The organism is Humibacillus sp. DSM 29435, from assembly GCF_001758225.1.
Lineage (GTDB): Bacteria > Actinomycetota > Actinomycetes > Actinomycetales > Dermatophilaceae > DSM-29435.
In genome coordinates, this window is sequence record NZ_MAST01000054.1 from 148,436 (window position 1) to 171,078 (window position 22,643).

The 22,643-nt window shown below is 68.2% G+C and carries 16 protein-coding genes; 13 read left to right on the forward strand and 3 right to left on the reverse strand.

Annotated features, from left to right (window positions below; all coding sequences use genetic code 11):
- Window positions 1-29: 29 nt before the first annotated feature.
- The 8 genes from BA895_RS22805 (at window position 30) to BA895_RS22840 (ending at window position 10,070) form a co-directional block, all read left to right on the forward strand.
- A complete protein-coding gene (locus BA895_RS22805; RefSeq protein WP_070194177.1) occupies window positions 30-1,466 on the forward strand; it encodes a sulfatase in 1,437 nt (478 codons plus the stop codon).
- Between the two features lie 91 nt (window positions 1,467-1,557).
- A complete protein-coding gene (locus BA895_RS22810) occupies window positions 1,558-2,454 on the forward strand; it encodes a formylglycine-generating enzyme family protein (RefSeq protein ID WP_254666621.1) in 897 nt (298 codons plus the stop codon).
- Between the two features lie 198 nt (window positions 2,455-2,652).
- Window positions 2,653-4,347 (forward strand): ABC transporter substrate-binding protein, encoded by a 1,695-nt coding sequence (locus BA895_RS22815; protein WP_083283699.1) that lies wholly within the window; start codon window positions 2,653-2,655, stop codon window positions 4,345-4,347.
- A 6-nt stretch (window positions 4,348-4,353) separates the two neighbouring features.
- Window positions 4,354-5,310, forward strand: coding sequence for an ABC transporter permease (locus BA895_RS22820; protein ID WP_070194179.1), 957 nt, complete (start codon window positions 4,354-4,356; stop codon window positions 5,308-5,310).
- Window positions 5,307-6,221: an ABC transporter permease gene (locus BA895_RS22825; RefSeq protein WP_070194180.1), complete on the forward strand. Its 915-nt coding sequence runs from the start codon at window positions 5,307-5,309 to the stop codon at window positions 6,219-6,221. The genes BA895_RS22820 and BA895_RS22825 overlap by 4 nt, the downstream gene beginning before the upstream one ends.
- Window positions 6,218-7,282, forward strand: a complete 1,065-nt coding sequence (locus BA895_RS22830; protein WP_070194181.1) for an ABC transporter ATP-binding protein — start codon at window positions 6,218-6,220, stop codon at window positions 7,280-7,282. Before BA895_RS22825 ends, BA895_RS22830 begins: the two co-directional genes overlap by 4 nt.
- Window positions 7,279-8,283 carry an ABC transporter ATP-binding protein gene (locus tag BA895_RS22835; RefSeq protein WP_070194182.1) on the forward strand — a complete coding sequence of 335 codons (1,005 nt, stop codon included), beginning with the start codon at window positions 7,279-7,281 and terminating at the stop codon, window positions 8,281-8,283. Before BA895_RS22830 ends, BA895_RS22835 begins: the two co-directional genes overlap by 4 nt.
- Window positions 8,280-10,070 (forward strand): gamma-glutamyltransferase family protein, encoded by a 1,791-nt coding sequence (locus BA895_RS22840; protein ID WP_070194183.1) that lies wholly within the window; start codon window positions 8,280-8,282, stop codon window positions 10,068-10,070. The genes BA895_RS22835 and BA895_RS22840 overlap by 4 nt, the downstream gene beginning before the upstream one ends.
- A 22-nt stretch (window positions 10,071-10,092) precedes the next feature.
- On the opposite strand, the gene BA895_RS22845 is transcribed toward BA895_RS22840, so the two are convergent.
- Window positions 10,093-10,767 carry a GntR family transcriptional regulator gene (locus tag BA895_RS22845; protein ID WP_371327748.1) on the reverse strand — a complete coding sequence of 225 codons (675 nt, stop codon included), beginning with the start codon at window positions 10,765-10,767 and terminating at the stop codon, window positions 10,093-10,095.
- A gap of 152 nt (window positions 10,768-10,919) precedes the next feature.
- Here BA895_RS22845 and BA895_RS22850 point away from each other — a divergent pair, with 152 nt between their 5' ends.
- A complete protein-coding gene (locus BA895_RS22850) occupies window positions 10,920-11,564 on the forward strand; it encodes a YoaK family protein (RefSeq protein WP_070194185.1) in 645 nt (214 codons plus the stop codon).
- On the opposite strand, the gene BA895_RS23785 is transcribed toward BA895_RS22850, so the two are convergent.
- Window positions 11,557-11,769: a hypothetical protein gene (locus BA895_RS23785; RefSeq protein ID WP_139142849.1), complete on the reverse strand. Its 213-nt coding sequence runs from the start codon at window positions 11,767-11,769 to the stop codon at window positions 11,557-11,559. The two genes, BA895_RS22850 and BA895_RS23785, sit on opposite strands and share 8 nt — an antisense overlap.
- A gap of 518 nt (window positions 11,770-12,287) precedes the next feature.
- Here BA895_RS23785 and BA895_RS22855 point away from each other — a divergent pair.
- The gene (locus BA895_RS22855) at window positions 12,288-13,010 is read left to right on the forward strand and encodes a GAF and ANTAR domain-containing protein (protein WP_070194186.1); all 723 of its coding nucleotides are present in this window, start codon (window positions 12,288-12,290) and stop codon (window positions 13,008-13,010) included.
- A gap of 46 nt (window positions 13,011-13,056) precedes the next feature.
- Here BA895_RS22855 and BA895_RS22860 read toward each other — a convergent pair whose 3' ends face one another.
- Entirely contained in the window at window positions 13,057-14,235 is a 1,179-nt protein-coding gene (locus BA895_RS22860) for a HAMP domain-containing sensor histidine kinase (RefSeq protein WP_070194187.1), read from the reverse strand.
- A 175-nt stretch (window positions 14,236-14,410) separates the two neighbouring features.
- Between BA895_RS22860 and BA895_RS22865 the strand changes: the two genes are divergently transcribed.
- From BA895_RS22865 to BA895_RS22875, 3 genes are all read left to right on the forward strand, one after another.
- The gene (locus BA895_RS22865) at window positions 14,411-15,106 is read left to right on the forward strand and encodes a response regulator transcription factor (protein WP_175442427.1); all 696 of its coding nucleotides are present in this window, start codon (window positions 14,411-14,413) and stop codon (window positions 15,104-15,106) included.
- Between the two features lie 109 nt (window positions 15,107-15,215).
- The gene (locus BA895_RS22870; protein ID WP_139142851.1) at window positions 15,216-20,807 is read left to right on the forward strand and encodes an Ig-like domain-containing protein; all 5,592 of its coding nucleotides are present in this window, start codon (window positions 15,216-15,218) and stop codon (window positions 20,805-20,807) included.
- A gap of 109 nt (window positions 20,808-20,916) precedes the next feature.
- Window positions 20,917-22,632 carry a copper resistance CopC/CopD family protein gene (locus tag BA895_RS22875; RefSeq protein ID WP_070194189.1) on the forward strand — a complete coding sequence of 572 codons (1,716 nt, stop codon included), beginning with the start codon at window positions 20,917-20,919 and terminating at the stop codon, window positions 22,630-22,632.
- Window positions 22,633-22,643: the final 11 nt, after the last annotated feature.

Consider the following 22,643-nt stretch of genomic DNA (forward strand, 5'->3'; position numbering starts at 1 on the left):
CCCGTTCACCACCGCACCGGAGGTGCCCCGTGTCACGCCCGAACATCGTGCTCATCGTCTCGGACGACCACGGCTACGCCGACCGCAGTTCGCTGGGGGTCGTCGACGACGTTCAGACCCCAGGGCTCGACCGGCTCGCGGCAGAGGGCATGTCGTTCGGCCAGGCCTACGTCACCGCGCCGGTGTGCAGCCCGTCACGGTCGGCCCTGATCAGCGGTCAGCACCAGGGTCGGTGGGGCGCTCAGTGGTTCGCCGACAGCCGCTTTCCTGACCACCTGCCTTCGCTGGCCGAGCGGTTCGGTGAGCTGGGCTACCGCACGGCCTACCTCGGCAAGGTGCACTACGGCCCCGAGCAGGTCGGCGACCGCGCCACCCCTCCGCACCACGGCTTCGAGCACACCTTCTACGGGCTGGCCGGGCAGCAGATGGGTCGCCTGAACTACCTGCGCCACAGTGACGCGGCGGTCGCGGAGTACGGCGAGTTCGGCGCCTCGGCCAGCGCCGTGCAGCCGATGCTCGAGGGCGACGAGCCCGTCGACTGCGAGGAGTTTCTCACCACCGAGCTCGGTCGCCGCTCGCGCGAGTTCGTGGAGGGCTGTGCTGACCGCGACGAGCCGTTCTTTCTCATGCTCGCCTTCAACGCGGTGCACAACTTCTGCTGGCAGCTTCCCCCCGACGAGCTGCGCCGCCGTGGGCTGCCGTCGCGAGACGACTACCAGGGGGACGAGCCCGAGTACCTCGACTGGTACGACGGCCAGATCGCCCCCGAGCTCGATCACGGCCGCGACTACTACGTAGCTCAGCTCGAGCTGATGGACGCCGAGATCGGTCGACTGCTGGGCCAGCTCGACTCCTCCGGCATCGCCGACGACACCGTCGTGGTCTACCTCACCGACAACGGCGGATCCACGTGCAACTTCGCGTCGAACGCGCCGCTGCGCGGCACGAAGTACACGCTGTGGGAGGGCGGCATCCGGGTGCCGTTGCTCGTGCGCTGGCCCGGTGCACCGGTCAACGGTGGCGCGCAGTGCTCTGCCGTCGCCTCGTCGACCGACCTCTACCCGACGCTGCTCGACCTGGCCGGTGCCCCTGAGTCGGCCTACGACCACTGCGACGGAGTCAGCCTGCGTGGCGCACTCGAGGGTGAGTCGACCGCCGGTCACGAAGAGCTGCACTGGGACAACGGGTTCCAGTGGGCCGTGCGCGCCGGACGGTGGAAGATGGTGAGTGTGGACCAGGACAGCGACGGGGTGCGGGGCTTGCGACAGGTCGAGCACGCCGACCCGGGCCCTGCGGTGCGCCTTCACGACCTCGTTGCCGACCCCGGGGAGGCCCGCAACCTCGCGACCGAACGCCCAGACGTGCTGGCCGAGCTTGAGTCGGCCCACGCCAACTGGCGTACAACGGTTTTCGCCAGCCACTGCGAACCGTCGACCAGTGACGACCAGCTGTTCGAGCGGGGCTGACGTGGGATCGTGCTGCGCCCCGCCCGGGCCCCGTGAGCCCGCCGGCCCCGGGGTGGCGAGGGTCGCCGGCGAGGGGGTACTGAGCCCGGCCGTGTTGCCGACAGCGCTGCGTCCGGCATCCCCGATGGTCTCGGAGCCGGGTCTCGTCTCGCTGCCCGGCGGCTGGTTCCGAATGGGCGGGGCCGACCGCGACGCCAACCGTGGCGACGGTGAGGGTCCCGTTCGTGAGGTTCTCGTCTCACCGTTCCGGATCGGTACCGGTCAGGTCACCAACGCCGAGTTCAGCGCCTTCGTCGCCGCGACCGGATACCGCACGGGCGCTGAGCGGTTCGGCTGGTCGTTCGTCTTCGCCGGCTTCCTTCCGGCCGCCCTGCGCAGAGGCGCCCAGCGACCGGATGCCGCCCCGTGGTGGTGTCGCGTCGACGGCGCAACCTGGGCCTCGCCGGAAGGCCCGGCGAGCGACGTGCAGGACCGAGCGACCCACCCCGTCGTGCACGTCGACCACGACGACGCCCGCGCCTACTGCAGCTGGGCCGGGCTGCGGCTGCCCACCGAGGCCGAATGGGAGTACGCCGCGCGCGGTGGCCTCGACCAGGCGCGCTACCCGTGGGGCGAGCAGCTGACCCCTGACGGCGAGCATCGCTGCAACATCTGGCAGGGCCGGTTCCCGACCCGCAACACCATGGAGGACGGCTTCGCGGGCACCTGCCCGGTAGAGGCGTTCGCGCCCAACGCTCTCGGTCTCTTCGGCACGTCGGGCAACGTCTGGGAGTGGTGTGCCGACTGGTGGTCGACCGAACACCCGAGCGACCCCGCCTCGCTCCGAGACCCGGCCGGACCGGCATCCGGCAGCAGCAGAGTGATGCGCGGTGGCTCCTACCTCTGCCACGAGTCGTACTGCAACCGCTACCGGGTCGCGGCCCGCACGAGCAACGACCCGGGCTCGAGCAGCGGCAACGTCGGCTTCCGCGTGGCCGCCGACCACTGAGTCAGGCCCATCGCAGGCTGTGGTTGTGTGGGCCCTGCCCACGCGTTCCGGTCGCCGTCCCTTCGCGATCCCATCGCGGTCACCCGGGGGTCATCACCGCGCACCCGGCCACCGGAAAAGGGTGGTGGGGCACCCTTGTCAGATCTTCGTATACAACATATTGTTCGCAACAGCCTGCCCCACGAACGAGGAGACACCATGACCAACCGTGCTCCCGGGACCACCGGATCTCATCGGCGTCGCACCGCATTGATCGCGCTCGCCTCGGCGCTGACGGTCTCGATGGCCGCGGCCTGCTCCGCCGTGTCGACAGACGGTGGAGCCTCGCCCGGATCCAGCGGCGCCCAGCCCGGTGCCAACGGCGCGGCCGCCGGTGAGGCTTTCGGCTCACCGGCCAAGGCCGACGAGGTCAAGCAGGGCGGCAAGCTGGTGATGGCGTTGTCGGCCGAGCCCGACCAGCTCGACCCGACCCTGTCGCGCAGCCTCTACTCCCGCTACGTCTTCCACGCGATGTGCGAGAAGCTCTACGACGTCGACGCCGATGCCCGCATCGTTCCCCAGCTGGCGACCGCGCTGCCCACGGTCACCGACGGCGGCAAGACCGTGACCATCCCGGTGCGCGAGGGCGCCAAGTTCTCCGACGGATCCATCATGGATGCCGCAGCGGTGAAGGCCACCTTCGAGCGCAACCTCACCCTGGCCGGCTCCGGACGCAAGAGCGAGCTCGGGCCCATCACGAGTGTCGAGGCACCCAACGCCTCAACGGTGGTAGTGCACTACAAGGAGCCGTTCGCCCCACTGACCGCCGCCTTGGCCGACCGGGCCGGCATGGTGCTCAACCCGAAGACGACGAAGGCGCTCGGCAACCGCTTCTCCACCGACCCGTCGTGCGTCGGCCCCTTCAAGCTGGTCAAGCGGGTGCCGCAGAACTCGATCGAGCTGGCCAAGGACCCCAACTACTACGACGCTGACAAGGTTCACTTCGACTCGATCTCCTACCGCATCATCACCGACGCCAACATCCGCGCCGCCAACCTGCGTTCGGGTGACGTGCAGGTGGCGGACTCCCTCTCCGCCCAAGAGGTTCCCAACCTGCGCAACGAGAAGTCGCTCACGGTGCTGCAGTCGCAGTCACTCGGCTACCAGGGTGTGTCCTTCAACGTCGGAAACGTCGACGGTGTCGGCACCCCGGCCAAGAAGGTCAACCGTGCGAGCGCCAACGAGCCGAAGATCCGCGAGGCGTTCAAGTACGCCATCGACCGCGCCGGCCTGGTCAAGGTGATCTTCAACGACCTGGCGAGCGTGGCGTGCTCACCCATCTCGCCCAAGAGCGAGTTCAGCTCCGAGGCGGCACAGAGGTGCTCGCCGCACGATCCGGCGAAAGCCAAGCAGCTGCTGACCGAGGCCGGGGTCAAGATGCCCTACGAGGTCACCATGATCACCTCCAACAACCCCGACAGCCTGCGTCTGGCCCAAGCGCTGCAGTCCATGGTCAAGGAGGGTGGCTTCGACCTCAAGATCCAGCCGGTGGAGTACGCCACCCTGCTCGACCAGCAGGACCGCGGCGACTTCGAGCTACTCCAGCTGGGCTGGTCGGGCCGGATCGACCCCGACGCCAACATCACCAACTTCGTCGGCACCGGCGGTAGCCAGAACGTCTCGGGCTACAACAACGCCGATCTGGACGCCATCCTGACCAAGGCACGGCAGGGCCAGGACGTGGCCGAGCGTCGTGGCCTCTACGCCCAAGCGGTCGAGAAGGTACAGGCCGACAACCCGATCATCTACATCTACCGTCAGTTCAACCTCACGGGAGTAGCCAACACCGTCAAGGGCATTCAGGTGTTCCCGGACGGGGTGGTCCGGGTGGCGTTCGGCGGTTTCAGCAAGTAGCCCGCAGTGCGCACCTACCTACTGAACCGCGCCTGGCAGTCCCTGCTCACGCTGATCCTGGCCACGGTCGTGGTGTTCCTCGGAGTACGCGCTTTGCCCGGAGACCCTGCACTGGCCCTCGCCGGCGAGGACCGGTCACCCGAGACCCTCGCGGCGATTCGGCTCCAGTACGGGCTCGACCAGTCGATCCCCGTACAGTTCGGGCACTTCGTCAACAACATCCTGCACGGAGACCTCGGCACCTCCATCCGCACCGGCACGCCGGTGTCCTCGATGATGCGAACCGCCTTGCCGGTCACCCTCCAGCTGGCCGTGTTCGCGATCGTGCTTGCCACGATCGTCGGGGTCGGAGCAGGCGTCGTCGCGGCGGCCAAACGAGGCCGGCCGGCGGAGTGGGTCGCCAACGGCCTGGCCCTGATCGGGTTGTCCGTGCCGCACTTCTGGCTCGGACTCGTCGCGATCCTCTACCTGGCCGTGGCCACCGGCCTGTTCCCGGCTTCGGGCTTCGTACCGTTCACTGAGAACCCGGTAGAGAACCTGCATCACATCCTTCTGCCGGTCGTCATCCTGGGCACGGGCCTCTCCGCCGTCATCATGCGGCAGACGCGTTCGGCGACGCTCGACGCGTTGTCGGCGGACTACGTACGCACGGCCAAAGCCAAAGGGCTCAGGCCAAGCGCCGTGATCGGGCGACACGCACTGCGCAACAGCCTGATCGTGGTCGTCACCATCGCCGGCCTGCAGCTGGGCGAGCTGATCTCGGGGGCCGTCGTGACAGAGCAGATCTTCGGACTCCCCGGATTCGGCAAGATGACCCTTGACGCGGTGTTCCAACGCGACTACCCCGTCATCCAGGCGGTCGTGCTGGTGACGGCCACGGCGTACATCGCCATCAACTTCCTCGTCGACCTGCTCTACTCCCTGATCGATCCGCGCATCAGAGTCGGAGGCGAGGCAGCATGAGCACGACCGAGGCTCCCCTCACCCCCGGTCCTTCCGTCGCCGATGGAGATGCCGATGCCCCCCGCGAGGTAGGTCGCCGAAGGCGGATCGTGCGGAGGTTGATCGGCAATCCCTTGGCCGTCATCAGTTTCGCCGTGTTGCTCGTGGCGGTGGTCGTCGCCGTCTTTGCACCCTGGATCGCACCGTACTCGCCGGAGCAGACCGACTTTGCGCGCACCTTCGCCCCGCCCGGTACCTCCGGCCATCTGCTCGGTACCGATGACCTGGGTCGGGACGTGCTCTCCCGCCTGATCCTCGGCTCACGCGCCTCGCTGGAGGTCGGTCTGCTGGCGGTGGCGACGGCACTGGTAGTGGGGGTTCCTCTGGGCCTGGCCTCTGGCTACTTCCGCTCTCTCGATGCGGTGATCTCGCGCTTCACCGACCTGCTGTTGGCCTTCCCGTTCCTGATTCTGGCTGTCGGCCTGGCGGCCATCCGCGGCGCCAGTCTCGGCAATGCTGCCGTGGCGATCGGGATCGCCCAGATCCCCGGGTTCATTCGTCTGGTGCGGTCCGAGACTCTTCGGTTGAAGTCGTTGGACTTCGTCACGGCTTCCATCGTCGACGGCGCCGGTGACCTGTGGGTGTTGGGCAAGCACGTGTTGCCCAACGCGACCTCGGTCATTCTCGTGCAGGCAACCGTCGCGATCCCGGCAGCGATTCTGGGCGAGGCCGTCCTGTCTTTTCTCGGCCTCGGCATCCAGCCGCCCGACCCGAGCCTGGGCACCATGCTCGCGACGGCGCAGCAGTTTGCGGCTCGTGCCCCGTGGACGGCAATTCTGCCGGGCGTCACGATCATGGTGCTTGTGCTGGCCTTCAACATCTTCGGCGACAGCCTTCGTGACGCACTCGACCCCAAGGGGAGCAGGTCATGACCATCACGCCGCTCGAGGTCGATCACAGGAGTGGGTCAGGCTCCGGCTCGATCCTGGAGGTTCGCGACCTCACGGTCACCTTCACGACCGAGAGCGGCACCGTCTCCGCTGTCGACCACATCAGCCTTGACCTCCGCGAAGGTGAGATCGTCGGCATCGTCGGGGAGTCCGGCTGTGGCAAGAGCGTCACCGCCATGAGCCTGAGCGGACTGCTGCCCCGCAGTGCCCGAACCGCTGGCTCGGTGCGTTTGCACGGCACTGAGCTGATCGGCGCGAAAGAGCCGGTGCTGCGGGCGGTGCGGGGTCGAGACATCGCCTACATCTTCCAGGAGCCGATGAGCTCGCTGAATCCCGTTCTGACCGTTGGCCGCCAGATCAGCGAGGTTCTGCAGGTTCACGAGAGGCTCTCGAGGAAGCTCACTCGTGACCGGGTGATCGAGCTGCTGACTCTGGTCGGTATCCCCTCCCCGCTGCAGCGGATCGACAACTACCCTCACCAGCTCTCCGGCGGTATGCGCCAGCGCGTCATGATCGCCATGGCGGTGGCCTGCGATCCTAAGGTGTTGGTGGCCGATGAGCCGACCACGGCACTCGACGTCACGGTTCAAGCGGGCATCCTCGACATCCTTCGGGAGCTGCGCGATCGTCTCGGCACGGCCATCTTGATCATTACCCACGATCTCGGCGTGATCGCAGACATCGCCGACCGGGTCGTCGTCATGTACGCCGGGCGCGTCGTCGAGTCGGCCCCGGTCGACGAGCTGTTTGCGCGGCCGCAACACCACTACACGGCAGGGCTGCTCGCCGCGTCGCCTGCACCGGGGCGTCACGCGGGCACCGATCGGCTCCAGGAGATTCCCGGCCTCGTGCCGGTGCTCGCGGTCCAGCCGGATGCCTGCACGTTCGCGCCGCGGTGCCCCGCCGCTGACGCACAGTGCCTCGGGTCGGCCCCGCCGCTCACGTCCGACCAGAACGCCCTCGGTCTGCTTCCCGGCCACGCGTTCGCCTGTTGGCATCCCTGTGGGAAACCGCCCACCTCAGCCAAGGAGCTGAAGCCATGAGCGAGCCCGACATTGCGCTGCAGCTCGAAGACCTGGTCATGCACTTCGGGGCTGTGCGTGCCGTCGACGGAGTCTCGCTGACCATTCGGCAGGGCCAGGTGTTGGCGCTGGTCGGCGAGAGCGGGTCGGGAAAGTCGACGGTGGGCCGCTGCATCGTGCGCCTGCTGGAGCCCACGTCGGGAGTCGTCCGTATCGCGGGCGCAGACGTCACGCATCTCTCGCGCCGACAGATGCGTCAGTACAGCAAGAACGTCTCCATCGTGTTCCAGGATCCGGGCGGATCGCTGGACCCACGCATGCTCGTCGGTGACGTGGTGGGAGAGCCACTGCGGTTGCAGGAAGGTAGGCGGATGTCCCGCCGAGACCGCGCGGCGCGAGTGAGTGAAGAGCTCGGACGAGTGGGGTTGCGGCCCGAGGTGGCCAGGCGTTATCCGCACGAGCTCTCGGGTGGACAACGCCAACGAGTCAGCATCGCGAGGGCGCTGATCTCCTCACCGACGCTACTCGTCGCAGACGAGCCCACCAGTGCGCTCGACGTGTCGGTTCAGGCATCCGTGCTCAACCTGCTGGCAGACCTGCAGCACGACATCGGCTTCGCCTGCCTCTTCATCACCCACGACCTGTCGGCGGTGGAGTATCTAGCCGATGATGTTGCCGTCATGTATCTGGGGCAGCTATCCGAGACCGGTTCGCGGGAAAGAGTATTCGCGCACCCGGCGCATCCCTACACCCAGTCCTTGCTGGCCGCTGCCCCCATCGCGGACCCGCCTGTGCAACGGGCTCGCAGCCGGGTACTGCTCGGTGACGACCTGCCGTCGGCCCTTGACCCCCCGTCAGGGTGCCGCTTCCACACCCGCTGCCCGCTTGCCTTCGACCGCTGCGCCACTGAGGTGCCCGCCTTGCTGGCGATCGGGGACGGCACGGCATCGTGCCACCTGGTCCATGCCGACGGGACCGGGCCCGACGTGCGACTCACCCAGAATGCTAGGAGCCCCGCATGACCTTCACGACCCGGCCCACCCTCGAGGGGACCTTCGGGATGGTTTCCACGACACACTGGATCGCTTCGCAGTGCGCCATGCGCGCCCTCGAGCGAGGCGGCAACGCGTTCGACGCCGCTGTAGCCGCCGGCTTCGTTCTGCACGTGGTGGAACCGCACCTGAACGGACCGGGAGGAGAGGTCCCAGCCATCATCGCGACCAGCCAGGATCCGACCCCTCGGGTTCTGGCGGGTCAGGGCCCGGCGCCCTCAGGAGCCACGATCGAGCACTTCACCGGCTTGGGAATGCAGCTCATCCCCGGATCAGGCCCATTGGCGGCCGCCGTTCCGGGCGCGGTCGATGCCTGGCTGCTGCTCCTTCGCGACCACGGCACCCAGACCTTGGCGCAGGTGTTGGAGCCGGCGATCGGCTACGCCGGCGCCGGCCACCCACTCGTCGCCCGAGTGGGCGCCACCGTGGACAGCGTGCGGGACCTGTTCGAGAACGACTGGCCCACCTCCGCGGCTCTATGGCTGCAAGGGGGTCAGCCGCCCAAGGCCGGAGAGCTCTTCGCCAACCCCACCTACGCCCGCACGCTGCAGCGCCTGGTCGATGAAGGTGAAGCCGCCGGGAGCAGCCGAGAGGCGCAGATCGATGCCGCTCGTCGGGCCTGGAGCCAGGGCTTCGTCGCAGAAGCCGTCGATGCCCTCTCACGAAAGGCGTTCCGAGACTCCAGTGGCGAAGCACACTCGGGCCTGGTCACCGGCAGCGACATGGCCGCCTACGCCGCTACCTGGGAGACGCCCGCCGTCAGCAAGTGGCACGGATACTCCATCGCCAAGACCCAGCCCTGGGCGCAGGGCCCAACTTTGCTCCAGGCTCTCGCCATCGTCGATGCCCTGGATGACCCGGAGGCGTTCGATCCCTCCACCGCCAGGGGAATCCACCTGATCGCCGAGGCACTGAAACTGGCCTTCGCTGACCGGGAGGCCTGGTACGGCGACGGCGAGGACGTGCCGCTGAGCACGCTGTTGTCCGAGGAGTATGCCGCGCAACGCGCCACCCTGATCGCCGATCGGGCATCGGGGACCGTCCGGCCGGGCAGCCCTGACGGGCGTGAGCCACGCATCGCGGCCTACCTGATGGACCAGGACGCCCAGCGGAAGACGCCCGTGGATGCCACGACGGGCGAGCCGACCGTACGTCCGGATGGGGTCACTCGCGGCGACACGTGCCATGTCGACGTGGTGGACCGGTGGGGCAACATGATCTCGGCGACCCCGAGCGGCGGATGGCTGCAGAGCTCACCGACCATCCCAGAGCTCGGTTTCCCCTTGGGCAGCCGACTGCAGATGTTCTGGCTGGAAGAGGGCCTGGCCACGTCACTGCGGCCCGGACGCCGTCCCCGCAGCACCCTGACACCCACCATGGTGCACCGAGACGGCCTCCCGATCCTGGCCTGCGGCACGCCCGGCGGCGACTCGCAAGAACAGACCCAGCTGATCTTTCTGCTCCGGCACCTGATCGGCGGAGAGACTCTGCAGGAGGCTATCGACGCGCCCAGCTGGCACACCACCAGCGTGCCCGGTTCGTTCTACCCCCGTGAGATCGAACCTGCAGTGCTGACCCTGGAGGATCGAATCGGAGCAGATGTTCTGTCTGCTCTGTCGGGGATGGGCCACGACGTGCGCATCTCTGGAGCATGGACCCTGGGGCGCATGTGTGCGGTGACACGCGACCCCGAGACGGGAGTGGTTGCTGCGGGTGCCAACCCGCGGGGCATGCAGGGTTACGCCTGTGGCCGATAGGGGGTGCCGATACCGCCGCAGCTCAGGTGATCTGCACGGTGGTCAAGGCGGCGACCGAGGCAGCGTGCACGTGCGCCTTCGCCGCCTCTTCGGCCTGGTCCCCGTCGCCCGCCTCGATCGCGTCGACGAGCCGGATGTGTTCCACCCACGAATGGGGCGCACGATCTACGGCGCCGAGACGGAAGATCCAGTGCACCTGCAGATAGAGGCCGGTCGCGATAGAGGACAGCCACTTGTTGCCGCCAATCGAGACCACCAACAGATGCAGCTCGCTGTTGAGCTCAGCGACCTCCGAGAACGCGGCGCGGTCGGTGGCATCACGAGCGGCATCCAGCAGCCCACGCAGGGCGGCGATGTCCGTCGGGGTCGCGCGCTCGGCCGCGAGCCTGGCCGCCAGCGTCTCGAGTCGTTCTCTGGCCGCGAACATGTCAGAGATCATCGAGGCGTCCGGCACCGCAACAAAGACGCCGCGTCGAGGCACGATGGTGACAAAGCCCTCGGCTTCGACCACGCGCAAGGCCTCACGTACAGGGTTGCGCGATACCCCGAAGTCCTCGGCCAACCGGTCTTCGGTCAGCCGTTCTCCGGGGAGGTAGTCACCGTTGACGATGCCTTTGCGCAATGCCACGAGAACTTGGTCTCGTAACGGAACATGACGGCCCCCTATCGTGCCGGCGCTTTGAACTGCCACGTGCACTGCCTTTCCCCAGATGGCTACGAACCATGCCGCGCCGCTTCGACTGTATACGAAAGACAATCGTGAACATCCCTTGGGTAAGAAGAAGTGGCTCTGTTCGCCCGGGTACTGAGCAAACGGAGCAGCTGCGTCGTCGCCGTCACACCCTGGTCATGATCCTGACCTTGGTCACGGGCTGCGCTGACGCAACGGGATTCATTGCTCTGGGTAATGCCTTCTCATCGGTGATGACCGGGAACATGGTGTTGTTGGGGCTGTCGGCCGGCACCGCGGACGCGGCCTTGGCCATCACCTCCGGGAGCGCGATAGCGAGCTACGCCCTGGGAGTGCTCGTGGGTTCCCACTCGGCCGGCACGAAGCTGGAAGGCGACCCGGTGTGGCCGGCGGCCGTCACCCGCACCCTGATGATCGAGCTGTCGGTGATGGCGGCCTTCGGAGTCTTCTGGGAGCTCACTCTGGGTGATCGCACAACAGGGCAGCAGCTCTCGCTACTCTTGATCACCGCCGCGGCCATGGGAATCCAGAGCAGTGCGATCGAGCGGTTCGGCGTATCCGGGCTCTCGTCGACCTTCCTCACCGGAACACTCACCCGCGTGATCAGCGGCATCAGCGCTCGGCATTCACTCAGCACACTGTTGCCGAGCGTCCAGGTGCTCCTGGCGCTGGTGACCGGGGCCTGTGCGGGCGCGTTCGTCGTCACCCACATTCCGTGGCTCTCACCACTGCTGCTCGTCCTGCCCCTTGCGCTCGTGGTTGCCCTGTCGACCAGGCTCCGCAAGGCGGATGCCGTCAGCTAGAACCAGGGCGTTCCGCTGACGCAGGTGAACCCGTGTTGGCCAGCGCGTTGTGTAGGGCGTCGGCGCCAGGAGCGGTCGCTTCGGCGGTCGGATGGCGGTGGGCGTTGAGCACCCGCACGATGCGGCTGACGTCATGCTGTGGGAGCCCGCGGTTGTCGCGATTGTGGTCGATCAGGTGGTGGACGTCCTGAGGGGTGATGGACATGGCCTCTCCTTGAGGTCGCTGGGATAACTGGGGCGTGCCTCATCCCGCTTCCCGCCCCCCGGCGCGAGGTGGCTTTGACGTGCCGGCGGCCGAACGTGGTTCGGGCTGACATGGAGCGGGCGGCACAGGGGCGCGGCGAGGCGCCGGAGGCCTGGGGATCGTCGATGTGGGCGCCGCGATGGGCAGCAACACGTGCGACGGATCGTTCCCGGTGACTCGGTCACCCACCATGAGAAACACCCCTCCCCACCGCAGGTCTTCTCGACCAGAACGGTTGCCGGGTCTGGGGCAACGCTGCCTTCATTGGCTGCTCACTCGTCAGGCTGCCACCGGCCCCTCTGCGATGTCAATGGTCTGTGAGGAGGGACTCGCCGGTTCTGCGGTCCGCTCCGCCACGGGTCGGGCCGCTGATGCAAACGGCATCCTTCGCTTCCAACCCCCACAGGAGGAGGATGAGGATGAGATCGAGAACCAGCGCTCACCCAGGGGAACACTGTTCGCCGGAAAGGTAGCCAGCCATGATCTCTCAGCAGCGGGTGCTCATCAGGCTCGTCGAGCTGGCCGACACTCTTGTCGCGGAGTTCGACGTCATCGACTTCATGCACACCTTGGTCGAGACCAGCGTCGAGCTGCTGGGCGTGGATGCTGCCGGGCTGATGCTCAGCGACCGACGTGGCCACCTCGAGGTGGTCGCATCCTCCACCCACCAGGCCCGCCTCCTCGAGCTGTTCGAGCTGCAGCACGAAGAGGGCCCGTGCCTGGACTGCTACCGGGAGGGACGCACGGTCGCCAACCTCGATCCCGTGCAGGCCGAAGAGCGCTGGCCCGCGTTCGCGGCCGCCGTGCGGGAGGCACGCTTCGCCTCGGTTCACGCCGTGCCGTTGCGCCTGCGTGATGAGGTCATCGGCGCCATGAACCTCTTCCTGGCCGATCGCAGCACCTTGACCCCCGATGAGCTGTCGCTCGCCCAAGCGCTGGCCGACGTCGCCACGATCGGGCTGCTGCAGGAACGGGCGGTGCGCGAGCAACAGATCCTGGCGGAGCAGCTGCAGGGGGCGCTCACCAGCCGGACGCGCATCGAGCAGGCCAAAGGGGTGCTCGCCGAACGGCATCAGCTGACCCCCGAGGCGGCCTTCGTCGTCATGCGAACCCATGCGCGACGCAACGGCCGTCCCTTGCTCGCCATCGTAACCGAGGTCATCGACGGCACCTTCGACCAGTCCCTCCGCCCCGACGACTGAGCTGAACGAGGCTCCGTTGGCCCGACGCCGGCCTCATCGCGGCGGATCAGGTGCGAACGAGCGCCACCGGCGATGAGGGGCGTCGCTCGTGCGTGTCGTCTGTCGACAGTCGGAGGAGCGGGACGTGCATCGTGAAGCAGCTGCCCCGGCCGACCTCGCTCGTCACCCCGAGTGTGCCGCCCCGTGCCTCGACCAAGGCGCTCACGAGGGCGAGACCCAGACCGGTACCGCTGAGCTCTCCTGCGGTGCTGCCGGTCTCGAAGACCGCGAACACCCGCTCGCGGTCCGACTCCGGAATGCCCGCTCCGGTGTCGGCCACCGAGATCACGAGATCAGGTCCCTCCACCCGTGCGTCGACTCCGATGGTGTCGGTGCGGTCGGTGAAGCGCACGGCGTTCTCGATCAAGCAGTCCAGGGCTGCTTCCAGACGCTCGGGGTCGGCCAGCACCGCGCCGACCGAGCTCGACGAGCTCCAGTTGCGGTCCACCCCCGCCGACCATCGCGCCACCGCCGCGTGCACCACCTCGTCGAGATCGACCGTTTGGGCCTCACCGGGGGCATCGGCCCGAACGAGGTGCAGCAACGTCGTCACCGTGGCCGTGGCCTTGTCGATCTCACCCAGAACCAGGGCGGTGTCGGCGTGGACGGCGGGGTCGGTGCTGTCCTGCCGCATCATCTCCACCAGTGCTCTGGCCACGGTCAGCCGAGTGCGGACCTCGTGCGAGCCGAACCGGGCGGTCAGCTCCCGCTGCCCGGCCTGGACCCGCTCGTCCTCCAGCAGGTCAGCGATCGAGCACTGCGCCGCCCGGTGCCGGTTCACGTGCCAGATCAGCAGCCCGACTATCACGCCCATGAGGACGATCTCCGAACATTCGGCCCAGCCGATGGCCCCCATCTGGGCGTGCAGGATGAGAGGCAGACCCGTCGATCCGGTCACGGCGACGAAGGTGGCCGTTGTGGCGCGTCGTGACAACGGCAGCAAACCGTACAGCAGGGCGAAGCTGGCCCAGATGAGGTGGTAGGGAATTGTCTCACTGCCGACAAAGAGCACCATCAGCACGAGGTTGATCACGGCGAAGACGAGCCAGGCGCCCACCAGGGTGCGACGCACACGAGCGCTCGGGCCCGCCGTCGTCCCCGGCGACCACCGGTCTCGGGCCCACCGGTCGAGCGCCATCTGGTCGTGTTTCCCGACCGTCTTGCGCACGGCATCCTGGGTCGTCATGGCACCTTCCCGCGTCGCGGCTGACGCCGACAGCAGTGCCAACCTGCGTCGACGGTATCTGTGATGGCCTGGTGCCGTTGGGTTTTGGAGAAGGCAGTCGGATCGGCCCCCAACGCACCGGCCGGCGTCTAGCCTCGGACTGCGCCACCTGGCGTGGGGTGAACGGGGAGTGGTCATGGACGTGGAGGAGCTGGAGGCCAGACTGGCGGGTCAGGCCGGATCGGTGTTGCTCGTCGAGGACGACCGGCCTTTGGCCGCGGTGCTGGTTCGGCTGCTGAGCGGTGCGGGCTACGCGGTCGACACGGCCTTCGACGGCCAACGCGGGCTCCACCTGGCACTCAGCCGGCCGTACACGTTGATGGTGCTGGACCGGACCTTGCCGGCCATCGAAGGTCTCGACCTGCTGGCGAGGATCCGGTCGAGTGGTGTCACCGCGCCGGTCCTGGTGCTCTCTGCCCTGTCCTCCGCCCGGGATCGCGTGCAGGGACTCGACGCCGGGGCGGAGGACTACCTGACGAAACCGTTCGACACCGGTGAGCTGCTGGCGCGGTTGCGAGCACTGAGACGGCGGCACGCCGAGACCTCTTGTGACCTCACGCTCCCGTTCGGGCGGCTGGAGGTCGCGGGTCATCAGGTGGTGCGGCCCGACGGCGGCACGGTGACACTGACCACTCGGGAATGCGATCTGCTCGAGACGCTTGCCCGCCGGCCGCACCAGGTGTTCAGTCAGACGGAGCTGATGGACAGGGCTTTCCCGGAGGCGGTGGACGACGGTCTGGTGGGCGTGTACGTCCATCACCTGCGCCGAAAGCTGGGGGCGCGCGCCATCGAGACCGTGCGCGGCCTGGGCTATCGACTGGGCCGCGGCTGAGAACTTTGATCCCGACGGGAATTTAATCAACCGTTAAGAAAGTGCGCCCAGTCTCCTCCTCAGGTGACCGCTCGCACGGGCGAGTCGGCATCGCTCGCTAGGGGATACTATGGACCGTTTTAGCCACCTGCGCAAGGGTTCGAGGCGATTGTCGCCTCGGCCGGTCGCCGTCGTCGTGACCTCAATGCTCGTGCTGATGGGCACCGGCATCGCCCCGGTCTCCGGGCTGGGGAGTGTGTTCCGGCCCAGTTCGGCCGAGGCCAGGACGCCCACCAACGCCACCGACGAAGCGGTGGTGCCGCACTACTTCGGTCCGTATCCGAACTGGGCCAACAGCCCCCAGACGCTGGCGGACGCGATGGTGAAGATGAGTCTCGGCACCCCGACGCCGGTCTCTTTCGGTAACCCTCTGGTCGAGCGAGACTTCGCCACCGACTACGCCACGACGCCACCTGACCTGGGCCCCGTCCTGGTCGTGCTCAACCGCTCCCCGCTGCCGGCGGGCACCCTGAAGGACTTCCAGAGCTGGAACCAGGGCACGGCGGGCTCCAGCCCCCGCACCTCGGCCGGCGGCACGTTCCACGCCCTCGTCCTGCGGCCCTCGGGCACGGCGGGGGGTTACAGCGTCGTCTACGCGAGTGACAAGCTCACCGTGCCGGTGCCGACGGTGGTCACCGGCGAGGTCGAGACCTATCCGGTTCCGACCCCCGTGGCCGTCCAGAAGGGCGACGTCATCGGCTTCTACGGTCAGGGCGTGCCCGTCGTCACGGGCGGGGCCAACGCGGACACCATGAGCTACCCGGCCAGTGGCGACCCGAGCATGGCCACGAACGTTCCGCCGACGCAGGGCAGCGCGTTCACGCTCGGTGACCCCGGCTACCCCGACTACTCCCACGACCGGACGTACTCCTTCGCCGCCGACGTCACCCCGACGGTCACCGACCCCGGCACGGGCGCCGAGGCGACCGCCTCCGTCGACCCGAAGACCGGGGCAATCACGGGCGTCGACGTGACCAGCCCGGGGGCCGGCTACGCGATCCCGCCGACCGTGACGATCACCACTGCCGGGGTCACCCCGACCGCGGTGGCCAAGGCCACCGCCACCATCGCCACCGGCGTGATCAACGCGATCGACGTCAACGAGACCGGATACGGTTTCACCGCACCCAAGGTGACGCTCACCGGTGGTAACCCGACGGCGGGCTTCGAGGCCAAGGCCCTCGCGAGTGGTGTGGTCGACGACCTCAAGCTCACCGACGGTGGCTCGGGCTACCAGGCCCAGCCGCTGGTGACCTTGACCAAGCCCGACCTCCCCGGCGGGACCCAGGCCACCGCCAGTGCGACGATGAACGCCAGCGGTGTCGTCACCGGCGTCACGGTCGCCAACCCGGGTAGTGGCTACACCACTGCCCCCACCGTCACCGTCACCGACGCCAGCAAGAACGACCCCACCACGTTTGCCGCGGTCACGGCGACGATCGGCGTCACGAAGATCGATGTCACCGACGGCGGCCAGGGCTACGACTCCGCCCCCACCGTCACCATCACTGACACCGTCGGCACGGCCGACAAGGGCGCCAGCGCCACGGCGCAGGTTGCCGTCAAGGGGTCGGTCACCGGCATCACCGTGACCGCTCCCGGCGCGGGCTACCTCACCCCCGGCATCAAGAAGTTCGTCGACACCCTCCCCGGTCAGGGCGAGGCCAACGCCAACGACCTCGGCCAGTACATCCCGGTCGCCAAGCCTGACACCACCACCTATCCCGGCACCGACTACTACGAGATCGCGGTCGTGCAGTACCGGGAGAAGATGCACCGCGACCTGCCCGCCACGCTGCTGCGCGGCTACGTGCAGCTCTCGACGAGCGTCGTCCCCGGCAAGCACCTCCCTCTCGGGAACGCGAACCTCAACCCGGCCTCCGCCGACACTCCCGTCGCCGGGGGCTACACCGCGGTGGACAAGCCGCACTACCTCGGCCCGACGATCAACGCCACCAAGAACCGCCCGGTGCGGGTGCTCTTCCGCAACCTGCTGCCGACCGGTGTCGCCGGTGACCTGTTCCTTCCCGTCGACACCACGGTGATGGGCTCGGGGGCGGGTCCGAACATGATGCAGCTCGACGCGAACGGCGTGCCCAAGGACATGGCCACCGACGAGAAGAGTTCGACGGACGGCGTCCGCAACCCGATGTGCGGCCAGACGCCCAAGCCCACGACCTGCTACTCCGAGAACCGCGCCACCCTGCACCTGCACGGCGGCATCACGCCCTGGATCAGCGACGGCACTCCGCACCAGTGGACCACCCCGGTCGGGGAGAACACCGCCTACCCGAAGGGCGTCAGCGTCAGCAACGTGCCCGACATGCCAGACCCGGGCCCTGGCGCCGAGACGTTCTTCTACACCAACCAGCAGAGCGCGCGGATGATGTTCTACCACGACCACGCGTGGGGCATCACCCGGCTCAACGTGTATGCCGGTGAAGAAGCCGCTTACATGATCACCGACGACGCCGAGAAGGCGCTCATGGCTCCCGGCGGTGCGCTCGACGGCATCGGCACCGGCATCCCGCTGACCATCCAGGACAAGACCTTCGTGCCCAGCACGCAGCGGATGGCTCAGCTCGACCCCACGTGGGACGCCAAGAAGTGGGGCGGTGAGGGCAACCTCTGGCAGCCGCACGTCTACATGCCAGCCCAGAACCCCGGGGACCCCAGCGGCATGAGCTCATTCGGTCGCTGGTTCTACGGCCCGTGGTTCTGGCCGCCGGCCAAGGACGCCAAGTACCCGCCGATGGCGAACCCGTACTTCGACCCCACCTGTGACCCGGACGTCGCCGACTTCTGCGAGCCTGCCCTGGTTCCCTCGACGCCCAACAACTCGGTGGGCATGGAGGCCTTCCAAGACACCCCGGTCGTCAACGGCACGGCCTACCCGACCACGACGATGGACCCGAAGACCTACCGCTTCCGCATCCTCAACGGGTCGGACGACCGGGTCTGGAACCTGTCCTGGTATGTCGCTGACCCCGCCACCGGCACCGAGGTGGCCCTCAAGGCCAGCGAGGTCCAGGCGGCCCAGACCGACCCGAACGTCTCCCCGACCCCGGACACCACCAAGAGCCCGAAGGGCCCCGACTGGATCCAGATCGGCAACGAGGGCGGCTTCCTGCCGACCCCGGCTGTCGTGCCGGCCCACGAGACCACCTGGATCACCGACCCCACCCGGTTCGACGTGGGCAACGTCGACCAGCACTCCCTGCTCCTCGCGCCGGCCGAACGGGCCGACGTGGTGGTCGACTTCTCGGCCTACCGGGGCAAGACGCTCATCCTCTACAACGACGCCCCGGCCGCATTCCCGGGCCGGATCTCGACCTACGACTACTACGCCGGAGGGCCCGACCTGCGGCCGGCCGCCGCGGCGACCACCCTGCCGGGCTACGGTCCGGACACCCGGACGGTGATGCAGGTCAAGGTGTCCACCGCCGCCCCGGCACTGGCCTTCGACCGGCCCAACACGACGGCCGACCAGATGGGCAAGCTGATGGCTGCCTTCGACCACCACCTCGACGCCGCGGGCAAGCCCGCCGGGGTGTTCGAGTCCAGCCAGAACCCGATCGTCGTCGGCCAGGCCTCTTACAACAGGGCCCTCGGCACGACCTTCGCGGCCTCTGGTGCCTGCAACGCCACCGGTGCCCCCGCAACGACCAAGTGTGACGGCTTTGCTCGGATCGCCGAGCAGGGTGGGGACACCTTCAAGTTCGACACCCTCTCCGGAGCCAAGATGGGGGTGAAAATCGAGCCCAAGTCGGTCCACGACGAGATGAACTCGGCGAACTTCGACGAGTGGGGGCGGATGAGCAGCAACCTCGGGGTCGAGGCCCCAGGCGCGACACCACTGCTGCAGAACGTCATCCTCTACCCCTACGTGAACCCGGCCACCGAGATTCTCGACGGTATGAAGTCCACCGATCCCCTCAAGGTGACACCGGTCTCGCCGGCGGCACCCGACGGAACCCAGATCTGGAAGATCACCCACAACGGGGTCGACACCCACCCGCTGCACTTCCACCTCAACGACGTGCAGGTGCTCAACCGGGTGACGTGGGACAACATCATCATCCCGCCGGAAGCCACCGAGCTGGGCTGGAAGGACACCGTGCGCGTGAGTCCGCTCGAGGACACCATCATCGCGGTGCGTCCGATCGTGCCGAGGATTCCGTTCGGCATCCCCGACAGCAACCGACCGCTCAACCCGATGATGCCGCTCGGCGCCAAGGGCTCAGCCACCGGAGCCAACGGGTCGGAGGCGGGGTTCAACAACACCGACGTCAACGGTGACCCCCTCGCCCCCATCACCAACGCGATGACCAACTTCGGTTGGGAGTACGTCTGGCACTGCCACATCCTCAGTCACGAGGAGATGGACATGATGCGTCCGATCACCCTCCAGGTGCCGCGGACGACACCGGACAAGCCGGTGGTTCAGCTCGCCCGATCATCGACCGGGGTGGCCGTGACATGGACCGACGGAACACCGGTGTCATTCTCCGACCTGACGACGTGGGGCAACCCCAAGAACGAGATCGGATACCGCATCAGCCGGGCTCCCATCGTCAACGGGGTGGTGGGCACCTACGCCCAGGTCGGCACGGCTCTGGCCAACGTCACGAACTGGACCGACCTGACCGCCACCAGTGGCCAGTTCGCCTACCAGGTGACCGCCTACAACGCGTCCACGACTGCCGCGGTCTCGGCCCCGGTGACCACCGCGCCGCAGATCACCGCCGTCACCCCGATCTCGGGCGCCACGGGCGTCGCCACCAGCACCAAGGTGACGGCCACGTTCAGCGAGCCGGTAACGGGAGTCAGCGGATCGACCTTCACCCTCGCCCAGGGCACAACGACGGTGACCGCCACCGTCACCCTCGACCCGACCGGTCAGGTAGCCACCTTGACCCCGACGGCGGCGCTGAGCCAAGGAAAGGTCTACACGGCCACGCTGACCACGGGCATCACCAGTGCCACGGGTAGCGCCATCGCCGGTCAGAGCTGGAGCTTCACGACGCTCGGGTTGCTCGGCCCGGCGGTCACCTCGACCAACCCGCAGGACGGCGCCACCGGCGTCGTGGTGGGTCGAACGCCAGTCGTGGTCGTGTTCAACAGCAAGGTGACCGTGCCGAACGGGGCGTTCACGTTGAAACAGGGCGCGAACACCGTGCCGTCAGTGGTGAAGCTGAGCGGTGGCGGCACCATCGCGACGCTCACGCCGAACGCGTCACTGGTGGCAGGGGCGACCTACACCTGGTCACTCACGTCGGCCATCAAGAACACGGCTGGAGTCGCACTGACCGCCCAGACGGGAACCTTCACCACGGTGACCGGGGGGGCGGGGCCGGTGGTGACGGCACAGACCCCGTCGGCCGGCTCCACGGGGGTCCTTCGTGGGTCGGCGGTGTCGGTGACCTTCGACCAAGCGGTGACTGGGGTGTCCCGCAGCACCTTCACGCTGCGGCGCCCCGGGCTCGCGCCGGTGAACGCGGTGGTGACCTACGACGCCACGACCCACGTAGCCACCTTGAAGCCGTCAGCGAGACTGCGGGCCAGCACCGTCTTCCAGGTCACTCTGACCGGGGGGATCCAGAGCGCGAACGGGGCTCCCCTCACGGCCACCTCCTGGACGTTCACCACCGGCAAGAACTGACAGCCATCTGACCCGCACCGCCGCCCGGCCGCGTTCCCCCCGACGCGTACCCGGGCGGCGTTGTGGGTTTCACCAGTCAAGCAGCGTCAGGCAACCCGAGGAGACCACCATGACCAGCTCGACACCCTCCGGGGCCACGAACCGAGACTCAGCACTCAGCAGGGCCTGGGCCGCCCGGCTCCTCGGAGTGCTGCTCATGGCGCTCGCCCTGGGGCTGGGTCTCCCTGCGAAGTCGGCCTCGGCACACGCGGAGCTCGTGTCGACCGTGCCGAGCGCCGGCGCGGTGCTCTCGAGCTCGCCGAGCTCGGTGGAGCTCACCTTCGACGAGCCGGTCTTCCTCGTCCCCGACGGCTTGCAGCTCTACGACAGCAGCGGTGTTCAGCGCACGCTCCCCACGTCGTTGGCGGGGGCGACCGTGCGGGCCGTGCTGCCGGCTCACCTGGCCCACGGCAGCTACGTGGTCGGCTGGCGGGTGGTCTCCGACGACTCCCACCCCGAGTCAGGGGTGCTGGCCTTCACCGTCGGCGAGGCTTCCGCCCTCGCACCCACCGTGACGCCGGTTGACTCCCGACCGGTCGATCTGCTCCACGAGGGGCTGAACGCCCTCGGCTACCTCGGGCTGTTCAGCCTCGTGGGTCTGACGGTGTTCGACCTGATCGTCTCGCGCACCACTGCTCCTGGTCGCCGACTCCCGCGAATCGCAGGCCTGGTGGCCGTGATCTGCTACGCGGCATTGGTGCCCCTCACCGCCGTGCGGGAGGAGGGGGTCAGCCTCGGCGCTCTCGTGACCCCTGGGGCCGCCTCCCCTGACTGGGCGGGCGCGGCCGCCGCGACCTGGGCGCTCGCCAGCAGCGGGGTTGTGCTCATGCTGCTACGGACGCGGTTGCCCGCACGTGTTGGCCCCGTTGCCGGGGCGGTGGGGGCGGTGGCGGCCGTGACGTCGGTGCTCCCTGTGGGCCACACCCGAACCTTCGCGCCTGGTTGGCTGGTCATGGGAGCCGACCTCGTTCACGCATCGACGGCGGCGGTCTGGGTGGGCGGTCTCATCGCCCTCGTGCTCCATCTCGCCCGCGCCCGACGAGGGCAGGATGTCCCGGCCGGGGCCGCTGCCGTGGTCGGCCGGTTCTCAACCCTGGCGGGCGGTCTCGTCGTTCTTCTCGGCCTCACCGGGACGGCCCTGGGCGTGGTCATCGTCGGCTCGGTCCCCGCCCTGGTGGGTGGCCTCTACGGCCGACTGTTGCTGGCCAAGCTCGGCGTCGTTGCCCTGGTCGGTGCGATGGCGGCGTGGAACCGGTTCCGTCTCGTGCCACAGCTCGGGCGTGAAGGTCTCCCTTCCCGGGCCTGGCACCGACTGGCGTTAGCCCTCCGGCTCGAGGTCGTCGGGCTGGTGCTGGTCGTCTGTCTCACCTCGGTCCTCACCCTGCAGAACCCCCGGGCCGGTGCCACGCCCGAGGCGACGCCGACGGGGACCCCGGTTGTCGCCGTCCTCGACACCGGCCACCTGACCGGGCGTTTCACCCCCGGCCGGGTGGGGGTCAATGTCATCACCTTCGACCTGACCGACGCGGGGGGCCGCCCCATCGTTCCCCTCGACGTGCCGCAGGTCAGTGTGGCCGAGCCCAACCTGAGCCTGGGTCCACTAGTGGCCGACGTGCGGCCGAGTGGTGCGCCCGGTGGCTATCGGGCCGAAGTCGTCGTACCTGCGGCCGGGCAGTGGCAGATCACCACCGCCGTTCGGGTCAACGAGGTCGAGCAGCCGGCAGCCATCGCCACGGTCGTGGTGCTCAGCTCAGAAGGTGCCGGGGTGGGAGCGTCCGCCGACTAGCGGCCCTGACC

Excerpts from the sequence above, each read along its gene's own strand:
- BA895_RS22850 (WP_070194185.1), top strand. The coding sequence starts at position 10,920 with ATGATCCTGACCTTGGTCACGGGCTGCGCTGACGCAACGGGATTCATT.
- BA895_RS22835 (WP_070194182.1), top strand. The coding sequence starts at position 7,279 with ATGAGCGAGCCCGACATTGCGCTGCAGCTCGAAGACCTGGTCATGCAC.
- BA895_RS22840 (WP_070194183.1), top strand. The coding sequence starts at position 8,280 with ATGACCTTCACGACCCGGCCCACCCTCGAGGGGACCTTCGGGATGGTT.
- BA895_RS22865 (WP_175442427.1), top strand. The coding sequence starts at position 14,411 with ATGGACGTGGAGGAGCTGGAGGCCAGACTGGCGGGTCAGGCCGGATCG.
- BA895_RS23785 (WP_139142849.1), bottom strand. The coding sequence starts at position 11,769 with ATGTCCATCACCCCTCAGGACGTCCACCACCTGATCGACCACAATCGC.
- BA895_RS22855 (WP_070194186.1), top strand. The coding sequence starts at position 12,288 with ATGATCTCTCAGCAGCGGGTGCTCATCAGGCTCGTCGAGCTGGCCGAC.
- BA895_RS22815 (WP_083283699.1), top strand. The coding sequence starts at position 2,653 with ATGACCAACCGTGCTCCCGGGACCACCGGATCTCATCGGCGTCGCACC.
- BA895_RS22870 (WP_139142851.1), top strand. The coding sequence starts at position 15,216 with ATGGACCGTTTTAGCCACCTGCGCAAGGGTTCGAGGCGATTGTCGCCT.
- BA895_RS22875 (WP_070194189.1), top strand. The coding sequence starts at position 20,917 with ATGACCAGCTCGACACCCTCCGGGGCCACGAACCGAGACTCAGCACTC.
- BA895_RS22830 (WP_070194181.1), top strand. The coding sequence starts at position 6,218 with ATGACCATCACGCCGCTCGAGGTCGATCACAGGAGTGGGTCAGGCTCC.
- BA895_RS22860 (WP_070194187.1), bottom strand. The coding sequence starts at position 14,235 with ATGACGACCCAGGATGCCGTGCGCAAGACGGTCGGGAAACACGACCAG.
- BA895_RS22825 (WP_070194180.1), top strand. The coding sequence starts at position 5,307 with ATGAGCACGACCGAGGCTCCCCTCACCCCCGGTCCTTCCGTCGCCGAT.